The sequence below is a fragment of the Frankia nepalensis genome, assembly GCF_016786325.1.
Lineage (GTDB): Bacteria > Actinomycetota > Actinomycetes > Frankiales > Frankiaceae > Pseudofrankia > Pseudofrankia nepalensis.
Genome location: NZ_JADWYU010000158.1, coordinates 18,930 through 28,596, shown reverse-complemented (window position 1 = coordinate 28,596; position 9,667 = coordinate 18,930). Strand labels below are relative to the sequence as shown.

General features: G+C 73.5%; 9 protein-coding genes. 4 read left to right on the top strand and 5 right to left on the bottom strand.

The features are described from left to right. The coding region (locus I6A81_RS24855; RefSeq protein ID WP_203010317.1) for a winged helix-turn-helix transcriptional regulator at positions 1-276 on the bottom strand (276 nt) is incomplete at its 3' end. 280 nt (positions 277-556) lie between these two features. Here I6A81_RS24855 and I6A81_RS24850 point away from each other — a divergent pair. Continuing rightward, positions 557-1,447, top strand: a complete 891-nt coding sequence (locus I6A81_RS24850) for an alpha/beta hydrolase (RefSeq protein WP_203001356.1) — start codon at positions 557-559, stop codon at positions 1,445-1,447. Positions 1,448-1,782: 335 nt separating this feature from the next. Here the strand turns inward: I6A81_RS24850 and I6A81_RS43875 are convergent, their stop codons facing one another. Together I6A81_RS43875 and I6A81_RS43870 are read right to left on the bottom strand one after the other, a co-directional pair. After that, a complete protein-coding gene (locus I6A81_RS43875; protein WP_238428544.1) occupies positions 1,783-2,397 on the bottom strand; it encodes a hypothetical protein in 615 nt (204 codons plus the stop codon). A 59-nt stretch (positions 2,398-2,456) separates the two neighbouring features. Continuing rightward, the gene (locus I6A81_RS43870) at positions 2,457-2,615 is read right to left on the bottom strand and encodes a hypothetical protein (protein WP_307874890.1); all 159 of its coding nucleotides are present in this window, start codon (positions 2,613-2,615) and stop codon (positions 2,457-2,459) included. Between the two features lie 1,118 nt (positions 2,616-3,733). On the opposite strand from I6A81_RS43870, the gene I6A81_RS24835 reads away from it, so the two are divergent. The 3 genes from I6A81_RS24835 (at position 3,734) to I6A81_RS24825 (ending at position 6,466) form a co-directional block, all read left to right on the top strand. Beyond that, positions 3,734-4,594 (top strand): helix-turn-helix domain-containing protein, encoded by an 861-nt coding sequence (locus tag I6A81_RS24835; RefSeq protein WP_203001352.1) that lies wholly within the window; start codon positions 3,734-3,736, stop codon positions 4,592-4,594. Next, positions 4,591-4,824, top strand: a complete 234-nt coding sequence (locus I6A81_RS24830) for a DUF397 domain-containing protein (RefSeq protein ID WP_203001350.1) — start codon at positions 4,591-4,593, stop codon at positions 4,822-4,824. Before I6A81_RS24835 ends, I6A81_RS24830 begins: the two co-directional genes overlap by 4 nt. Positions 4,825-6,307: 1,483 nt before the next feature. Next, positions 6,308-6,466, top strand: a complete 159-nt coding sequence (locus I6A81_RS24825; protein ID WP_198543549.1) for a hypothetical protein — start codon at positions 6,308-6,310, stop codon at positions 6,464-6,466. Between the two features lie 742 nt (positions 6,467-7,208). On the opposite strand, the gene I6A81_RS46320 is transcribed toward I6A81_RS24825, so the two are convergent. Beyond that, positions 7,209-8,546, bottom strand: a complete 1,338-nt coding sequence (locus I6A81_RS46320) for a hypothetical protein (protein WP_407661376.1) — start codon at positions 8,544-8,546, stop codon at positions 7,209-7,211. Further along, positions 8,543-9,631: an SPFH domain-containing protein gene (locus I6A81_RS24805; protein ID WP_203001348.1), complete on the bottom strand. Its 1,089-nt coding sequence runs from the start codon at positions 9,629-9,631 to the stop codon at positions 8,543-8,545. Before I6A81_RS24805 ends, I6A81_RS46320 begins: the two co-directional genes overlap by 4 nt. Positions 9,632-9,667: the final 36 nt, after the last annotated feature.

Sequence of the window (9,667 nt, the reverse complement as noted above, 5' to 3'; positions counted from 1 at the left end):
GGTCTGGCCGCGCGGGGTGCGGGCGTATTCGACGTGCTGTGGCGCCGTGTCCTTGAGGACACGGCGCTCGACGAGGCCGTCGGCCTGCATGCCGCGCAGGGTCTCAGTTAGCACCTTCTGAGTGATGTCGGGCAGGCGGCGGCGTAGATCCGCGTGCCGCTGCGGGCCGGCCAGCAACGCGTAGACGAGGAGCACCCGCCACTTCGCCGCGAGGCGCTCCAGAGCCTGGCGCGTCGCGCAGCTGGCTTCCAGAACGTCGGGGATGACGAGCATCATCGGCGCCTTCCTGCGCGGGAATCGCTGGTCGGACGGACACGGCTGGGTCCGCCGCCATGCCGCGACACGCCCCGTTCGACGACCACCAGCAGCGGCGATGGGCACCTGAAGGTGCCTTCTGGCCGCCGCTGTCTGATCAATCTACCGTCGTGCGGGACCGAGCGGCCTGGCTCGTCCCCTTGACGGTTCGGGCCTTCCAGACGCCCTCCGGGCCGCCGATCGCTTCGCCACCACCGCGCCCAAGCGCAGGACACCACCCCCCAAGTAGGAGCACATCGTCATGGATCTCGGGTCGACGGCCGCCGTCCGCACCGAGCGGGTCAGTTTCTCCGCCACCGGCCTCCGACTCGTCGGTGACCTGCGGATTCTCGACCCCTCCGGGCCCTCACCGGCCCTGGTCCTCACCGGCCCGTTCACCGGGGTCAAGGAACAGGTCGTCGCGACCTACGCGGACCGGCTCGCCGAGGCCGGTTTCGTCACCCTCGCGTTCGACCATCGTGGCTTCGGCGAGAGCGAGGGACGCCGGGGCCACGAGGACAGCCAGGGCAAGCTCGACGACCTGCGCGCCGCCGTCGGCCTGCTCGCCGGACGGCCCGAGGTCGACGCCGACCGGATCGGCGTCGTCGGAATCTGCCTCGGGGGCGGTCACGCCGTGCGCGCCGCGGCCACCGACCCCCGGCTGCGAGCGGTCGTCGGCGTCGCCGGGGCGTACAACAGCCCGTCCTGGTTCGCGGCGACCATGGGTGTCGCCGCCTACCGTTCCGCGCTCCGGGGTTTTCTGGATCGCTACGACGAGTACCTGCCCGCGGTAGCCCCGGACGGCGGGGAGGCCGCGATGGGCGGCCCGGAGCCGTACGCCTACTACGGAACAGACCGTTCCGCCTCTCCGCACTGGGAGAACCGAGTGACCCGGGGCTCCCTGCACTCGCTCCTGACCCTCGACGCCCTGGCCGCCGCGCCCCTCCTCGAGGACACACCTCAGTTGCTGATCCACGGAAGGGTCGACGACTACTGCTCTCCTGAGCTGGCCGCCGCCTTCCACGACCGCTCCGCCGGAACAAAGGAGATCGCCTGGCTGGACAGCGCCCGCCACATCGACCTCTACGACACCGAGCCCTACGTCACCCAGGCCGCCGACGCCGCCGCCGCCTTCCTCCACCGTCATCTCTAGCGCGCTTCCCGTGGATCACGTCGCGCGCTTCCGGACCGCCGATCCGCGCACGCAACCGGCGATCTTCGCCCCGCCCCGGACCGGTCTCGCCGGGAGATCACCGGTTCCGCACGAAGTTCAGGGACAAAAAGTGGCAGAAATCGCCGAAAAGTACACACATCCGACGATCAAGGAAGTCGCCAGCCCCCACAGGCCAATGATCATCGGATGCGTACGCGGATCGGCGGCCGAACGGTCTCGACAAGATCCGCGGGAAGGCCGCGGGACGTCCGAGGGGCGGTGCGCGGGCGCCGTGGGCCGCGGACCCGGGGCGCGCCCGGCGCGCCCCGGCGCGGTCAGGAGGCCCAGGCGTGGGTACGGAGGGGGACCACGCGGGGGTGGCGTTCCTCGACGCAGTAGCCGTACTCGACGCGGCGGCGCCAGACCGTGAGACGGCAGTTGCCGCCCTCGACGGTCCAGGTACGCCGGCCGGCGCGGTCCTCTATCTGGACCGGCCGCGAGGTCCTGGGCTCGACCGAGCGCCGGTGCGCCCAGATGTGCGCGGTCTCCCAGTCCGGGAAGCTGCCAACCAGCTCGCCGTCTCCGTCGAACACCAGGTATGGGCGGGTCGTCATCGTCACGCCTTTCTCCAGAGAGCGGCGCCGGTTTCCAGGCCGTCCGGGCGCGGTCGCCGGCTCCTTGCCGGAGAGCCCGATGAATCTCGGGATCTCCGAGCACGGACGACCCATCGACCGCCACGCTGCGGTCAGCACCCGGATGATCGATCCGGCATTGGTGTGGACACGGCCGGCGACGTCCGCCGGTCGCGCGTCGTGGGCGGCCTCGCCGGCGGGCGGCTCCTCGGCCGCGAACGGCCGCTGGTCCCTGACCGCCGCGGCGCCGGCCGGGCCGAAGCCGCCCGCCGGCCGGGCCGGCGTCGAACCGGCCGACGTCGAGGAGCCGGCCGCCATCGAGGAGCCGGTCGGCGTCGAACCGGCCAGCGCCGGCCCGGCCAGCGCGGTCAGCGCGGTCAGGCCCGGGGCACGCCGGTCGGCGCGAGGAACGACAGCGGCGCGACCAGGTAGTCCGACAGCCGGTGCTCGGCCGCGTAGGCCGCCGCCTCCAGCGGGGTGTCGAAGGCGAGCACGACGTGGCGCGCCTGCCACGGCCCCCCCTCGAAGACGATCACACCAAACTTCTCCTGGGAAGCGTCCAGCGTCCCTCTCGGCGGCGACAGCGGGTCGATGGGCGCGATGGCGAGCCAGGGGTCCCCGCCGGATCGGCTTCGCCGAGCCGGCAGGTCCATGGTCACTTGGGGCCGGACTCGGGGGACGACACCACAGGTCCGGACGCGAAGCCGAGAAATCATCGGTACTCCAGGTAATCCAGGAGACGCGGGCAGACGAAGGCGCGACCGTGTGACACGGTCGCGCCTTCGTCGCCCCTGTGATCGAGCGGAAACCGCCCAGGGGCCGCGTGGACGAGGGTCGTGGCCGCGCGGCCCGGCGGTGGATGAGGACAGTCTGTCCTGACGCGCACGGCGCGGCGGCCGGCCGCCGGGCGCGCCGCCGGGCGCGCCGGTGGACACCGCGGCGCGCGAGCGGCGCCCGGCGAAGCGCGGGGCGGCGTGGTCCTGCGTGGCACGCGCACCCGCTGACCTGGCCAGTCGGCCGGACCGCGGTCGCGTTCACGTCCACGCACCCCCCATCCATCCATCCGCCGGCAATTTCTCACGCTGAGGCGCTGTAGTGCCACTCAAGGTAAGGACAGACCGGAAGCATGGCGCCCGCCGGACGCATATGCAAGAGCTTCTGTAAGGGTTTTGCTACAGGATGCTCGGATGGATGCGAGGACGGTGGCAGACCGGTGGCCAGACGCACCTATGAGTCAGATCCGACCGACCCAACACGGACAGACCCGGGACCTGCGCGTCAGTCCTCGCCAGCGCCCGTCAGCCCCGGCCGGCGGCGGCCCGCGCGCGGCCCGGCACGGCCCGGCACGGCCGCCCTCGGCGAGGCCGCGGGCGAACCAGAGACCACCGGGGGACCCGGCCCGACCGGCGAGCCAGCAGTCACCGTTGGGGTGGGCGCGGACACGATGCCGCCCAAGCCGGAGCAGCCTCCCCAGCGGTCAGGGCCGCCTCGCGCGGCCCGCCAGCCGGCGGATCGGGCGCCCGTGACCGGCGTGGGAGACTCCGCCGGCGTCTCCTCCTCGCCGGTGCCCGGTCCGACCGGCCAGCCGGCGCCGGCAGCGGCGGACGAGCCCGGGACGACGCGAGGGACCGGAGCGACCGGAGGGAAGACGACGATGGCGACGAGCGGTGGTCCGACGGTGCGGCGCCGGCGCCTGGGCGCCGAGCTGCGGCGGCTGCGCGAGGCGGCGGGAATCTCGGTCGAGGAGGTCTGCGACCTGCTCCGCTGCTCGGTGTCGAAGGTGAGCCGGCTGGAGAACGGCCGGGTCCCGGTGCGTACCCGCGACGTCCACGACCTGCTGAGCCTCTACGGCGTGCACGATCACGGGCACCGGGAGGCGCTGATGGCGCTCGCCCGCGAGTCCCGCCGGCACGGCTGGTGGCATGACTACCACGACGTGGTGCCGGCCTGGTTCGAGATCTACATCGGGCTCGAGGAGGACGCGGCGTCCATCAGCGTCTACGAGTCCCAGCTGGTGCACGGGCTGCTGCAGACCGCCGACTACGCCCGGCACGTGATCCGGGCCGAGGCGCCGGAGAGCCCGGACGACGAGGTCGAGCGCAAGGTGGCGCTGCGGCTGGACCGGCAGAGCCGGCTGATCGGCGACACCCCGCCGCGGCTGTGGGTGATCCTCGACGAGGCGGTGCTGCGCCGCACGATCGGCGGGCCCACCGTCATGCGCGGCCAGCTGGAGTGGCTGACCAAACAGGCCGAGCTCCCCAATGTGACCATCCAGGCGCTTCCGTTCTCTGTCGGCGCGCACGCCGGACTAGGTAGCACATTCTCTATTTTGGGCTTTCCGGACTCCAGCGACCACGACGTGGTCTATATAGAAGAGGCGGCCGGAAGCCTCTACCTTGAACGCGCTTCGGAAATTCGGCGCTATAGAGTGAAGCTCGACTACCTGATGGCCTCTGCGCTGAGCCCGGAGGAGTCGATGCAGATGATTTCATCCATTGCGGAGGAAATGAAGTGAACAAATACGCGAAGCCATCGCTCACCGGCGTGGAGGTGGCCACGCTGAGCTGGCGCACCAGCAGCTACAGCAACGGCGCCGGCGGGATGTGCGTCGAGGTCGCGCCGCTCGGCGACGGCATGGTGGTGCGCGACTCGAAGAACCCGACCGGTCCGGTGCTGGCGTTCTCCGCCGCGGAGTGGGACGCCTTCCTCGCCGGCGCGAGCGAGGGCGAGTTCGACCGGCGCTGAGCCGACGCCCGGCTCGGTCCCGCCCTCGGGGCCGCGGGCGATGCGCATCAGGAGACGCGCATCAGCACACGCGTGTTGTCGCGGTTCCGAGGATCCAGCCGCGGCGACGGTCGGATCCGGTGGTCCGGCCCGGCCGGCAGGCGAACCGCCGCCGGCCCGGCCAGGCCCGGCCAGGACACCACCCCTTCCACGAGGCCGCGGGCGCCCGGACGCCCGCCGGTCCCGCCCAGCGCACTGGGCCCATCGTCAGGCCCGCCCCGGCGCGCTCGTCGGCGACACCGCTGGCAGGCATGTCGAAGTGGCCGACGAGCGGGCCGCCACCGGCTCAGGTCGCCGCCGCCTCAGCGTCGCCGCCGGCGGGCGCCCAGCTCTCGGCCGTGTGCCCACGAGTCCGTGTGCCCACGAGTCCGCGGGCACGCCGGCACGCGGGCACGCCCGCACGCCGGCACGCCGGCACGCCGGCACGCCGGCACGCCGGCACGCCGAAGAGTGTTCCGCGTCATCGGCCCCCGCCCGGCTCCGCTCAGGCCGCGGATGGCGCCGCCGCATCGCCCCCACCTCGCCCCGCCCCCGCCCCCGCCCTCGCCTCGCCCCGCCTCGCCCCGGCGCGCGGCCCACTCATCGGGCTCACCGGATCCCGCTCACCCCGCGCCGCTGATGCGGGACCGCATGGCGGGCGCGACGGATGCATTAGGCAGATGCACCGTCAGATGCACAGACCACATGCACCCGGCGGACGCCTGGTCGCGAGATCCCGGCGCGCGCGATCGCGTTGCCTGAACCGCCCGCCGCTGGATGCGCGATCCGACAAGGGTGGCTCGCCCGGATGCCGGGTCGTTGTCGGAACAAGGTTGTAGGCACGGGAACGAAGTCGCGGCGCCGAACGTCCCGACACGGCCCTTTTGGCTCTTGCATGACCGCCAACTGTCGCGCACTCTTGTAGAGGTTCGGTCGGGCTGCGTTGATATGACGTTCACCCGGGTTTGTGTCGATCGGTGCGTTATCGGAGCGGTACCCGCCCCGCCGCCCGGCACAGCGCCCAGGTGGTGGCCCGCCGAACCAACGAGGCCCGACGCGGCTGGCGAGGCAACGCCGGACGCGGAGGGCACAGACGACGTTGTAGTGGAAGCGGGTCATCCCCGCCGGCCGTACGAGGAGCGCAGCCGTGATCGCCGTGAGCCGGTCCCAGGTGGCCCTCGCGTCGTGCCCGGCGCCGGCGCGCGACCGCGGCCTGTTCGCCCGGTCGGTCCGGCTGGCTCCGGCCCATGCTCGCGCGGCCGCGGCGCGAGGCCAGGCGCGGTACGCCGCACCGATCATCGGTCCGCTGGGCGCACCCCCCTCGTAGCGGCGCTCGCGGACCAGCACCGGCACAGCTGTCGGCGGCACCCGCCGCCACCCGCTCGCAACGTCGCGGCGGCGCTTTCACCCCACACCAGCGCTGTTCTGTTTCCCCATTTGTCCCCGGAACCGGGAGGTGATCGCCGTGGCGACTGCCACGACAAACCTGCTCAACACCCCGCTCGAGGACCCACGCGCCGAGCGCGTACGGCGTGCCGCGCTGTCGGCGTACGTCGACGGCAAGATCACTTTCGCGCAGGCCAACTCCCGCGTGCGCAAGGCCATCGAGCGCTTCCACAGCTAGTTCCGCGACCGCCGACGCTGGCCCGCTACACATGATCGCCGATAGTGCCCTGGAGAGGTCGCGGACAAGGCCAGGTCACGACCTCTCCAGGGCAGAAACGGCGATCATGTCCGGCGTCGAGACAGGGCGGATCCTGGCGGGGCCGGCACCGGTGCCGCCTCAGCCAGGGTTCGACCAGTCTCTGGCTGGCGCCATGGGCCGGCGCCGGCGAAGAATCAGCGACGGCACGGCCCAGGCACACGTTCTCACTGACACTTCGGGCACACCGCCCGCGGAACAACTGGGAGCGACAAGGCGAACATCGCCGGTAACGCACTGGTAGCACTGGTAGCACTTCGTCGGGCTGCTCCGACTGGGCCGGTGCCAAGATCACTGATTGTGTGCGCGGATCGGCGGTCCGGGACCACGGGACATGATCCGCGGGAAGCCCTACAGGCCTTCGCGCTGGCCACGCTGGGCGGTGAGCCCTGGCCACCGTCCGGTCCTGGGATCGGCCCATGGGCTGTGGTGCCGGAAGCGACCCAGTTTCGGCACCACAGCCCATGGGATCACGGAGCGAGCGCCCCACAGGCTATGACCGGATGCGATCAGGGGAGTCGGGTGAGCCCCTTCCCGTGATCATGGTGGCTACCGCGCTGTCCTGAACCACAAGGCGGCCGGAGCAGCCCGCCTAGCGCGCACCCCCGGCGCGCACCCCACCCAGGTCTCGACCCCCGCGACCCCAGTCTCACGACCCGGCCGGTTACAACAGCCGCAGACGGCGGCCCGCGACGCCGATCGACAGTCGCTGCCCCCACGACAGCCGGATCGCGTCGGTCTCGATCCCGTCCCCGAACGCCACCATCCGCTCCGACTCGACGGTCAGCTCGAGGCGCGCGGAACCGGTCAGCATCCCCTCGGTGCAGCTGGTGCCCGTTCCCGGCGACGGCCATGCCTCCCGGACGAACCAGACCAGCGCGGCGCCAGCCGGGTCCGGCAGCGTGAGCTCGCTGCGCCGTTCCCGCCAGACCGAGCCGCACCACCCGGTCGCTCCCGTGCCAGTACCGACGAGCAGGCCGGACGAGGCCTGGCGCTCGCCCGCCGGCCGCCGCCCCGCGCCGCGCGCGGCCGCCTGCCCCGCCTGGTTCTGCCCCCGGCGCCGGCGCCGTCCTCCTTTCGTCGCCGGCTCACCCGGCACCGGCGCGGCCGCCGGGACCGCCCCACCGGCCAGGAGCGCCCCGCCAGCCGGGAGCACCCCACCGGCCGGGAGCACCCCACCGGCCGGGAGCACCCCACCGGCCGGGAGCGCCCCACCAGCCGGGAACGCCCCACCACCCAGGAAGGCCCCGCCGGCCAGGAACGCCCCGCCGGCCGGGAACGCCGCGTCGGGCGGCTCGAGAACATAGCGGGCTGTCTGGTGGCTGGCGTCGCCGACGAACACCTCGTTCAGCGCGGACAGCCGCTGGCCGTCATCGGCGAGCGCCTCGACCATAGTCAGCGGGGTCAGGGGCACCTTGGCGGCGGCGCGCGCCGGCCGCCGGCCGGCCCCGTCCATCGCCACCGCACCGTCCGTCGCCGCAACCCGGTCCACCGTCGCGGCCCGCTCCACCGCCGCGGTACCCACGGCTCCTCCCGGGTCGGCCGGGCTGGGGGTTCCCGCCGGGGAGGTTCCGGCGGCGAGCACCTGCCCGGCGGCGGCGAGCAGGCTCGCCGCGGCCCGGGCGTCATGCCGCACCAGCACGCCGGGGTTGCGGCCGGGGTGCGGGTTGATCCCGATCACCGGCTGGTGGTCGACGTACTTCGCGACGTTGGCGACCAGCCCGTCCTGGCCCACGCAGACGACGATGTCCTCCGGGCCGAACAGGAAACGGTCCAGGTCGGCGCGTTCGACCTCGCCGCGCCGCCAGGCCGCCGGCATCGCCGACGTCACCGCCCGGCGGGCGGCGAGCTCGGCGTCGCGCCGGCTCGCCACCTCGTCGAGGTCCCGGCCCCGGCTGGCGAGGAAGTAGCCGGCCTGCCCGGCGGTGCCGTGCCGGTCGAGCAGCTCGTCGTACTCGGACCGGCGGTAGACGAGGACGACCCGGGGTGGCAGCGTGCTCACGCCCGGCCTCCGGCTGTCCCTCCGGCCGCGCCTCCGGCGGTCCCGCCGGCCGCGTCGCCGACGCCGGCGAGGCGCCCGACCGCCTGGGTCAGCAGGTCGGGCGTGATGGTCAGGGCGCCGATCTCCGGCAGGTGGGCCGCGAGGTCGCGCACCGCGAGCACGACCAGCGCCGGCTGGTCCAGCCCGCGCAGCGCCGCCACCTTGGCCGCCTCCGCGTCGCCCTCGGCGGCGCCGAGCACCCGCACGGCCTCGGCGCGCGCCGCGGCCTCGATCCGGGTGCGCTCGGCCTCGGTGTCCGCCGCCAGGCGCAGGCGTTCGCCCTCGGCCTCGGCGGCGATCCGGGCGACGGCCGCCTCCTCCGTCGTCCGCCGGCGCTCGTTGGCGCCGCGCTGGACCACCAACTGCTCCTCGCGCCGGGCCAGTTCGATCTTGTTCTGCAGCTCGTTCTCGGCGATCCGGCGCTCCTGCTCGACGGCGAGGGCACGCCGGCCGTAGGTGGCGCGGTCCGCCTCGGTCTGGACCTGCTCCCGGGTGGGCGTGCGCAGCGCCTTCTCCATCTCCGGCTCCGGCCGGATCGCGACGACGCGCACGCCGACGACGGCGAGCCCGGTCTGCGCCAGCCGCGGGTCGCCGGCGAGCCCGGAGCCGACCCGGTCGCGTACCTGGGCGACGCCGTCGACCAGCGCGCGGGCCAGCGGCTCCCCGGCGAGCAGCTCGGCGGCGTACTGCTGGGCGGTCTCGGTGATCATTCCGGCGACCTGGTCGAGCGGGCTCGCGCGCCAGGCGCCGTTCTCGGGGTCGACGCCGAAGTCGAGCCGGGTCGCGGCCAGCACCGGATCGGCGATCCGGTAGGTGATCGTGGCCTGGACGGCGACGTCCTGGAAGTCGGCGGTCCTCGCGTGGAAGAGCAGCGGCAGCTCCCGGTCGTCGACCGGGACCTCCGACAGGACGGCCGTCCGCGGCCGGTACCAGAACGACAGGCCCACACCCTCCCGCCGCACGGCGCCGCCGCGCAGGTAGCGGACGTAGCCGGTCGGCGTGCCCCGCAGGTGGTTGAGGAACGGTCGGCGGCTGATGTCGGCCATGTCGGTCACCCCTTCTCGTCGAGGTGACGATATGAG

What these genes read in the sequence shown, in the direction of transcription:
- I6A81_RS24850 (WP_203001356.1), top strand. Translation starts at nt 557, where the DNA reads ATGGATCTCGGGTCGACGGCCGCCGTCCGCACCGAGCGGGTCAGTTTC.
- I6A81_RS43875 (WP_238428544.1), bottom strand. Translation starts at nt 2,397, where the DNA reads ATGGCGGCCGGCTCCTCGACGTCGGCCGGTTCGACGCCGGCCCGGCCG.
- I6A81_RS24835 (WP_203001352.1), top strand. Translation starts at nt 3,734, where the DNA reads ATGGCGACGAGCGGTGGTCCGACGGTGCGGCGCCGGCGCCTGGGCGCC.
- I6A81_RS24805 (WP_203001348.1), bottom strand. Translation starts at nt 9,631, where the DNA reads ATGGCCGACATCAGCCGCCGACCGTTCCTCAACCACCTGCGGGGCACG.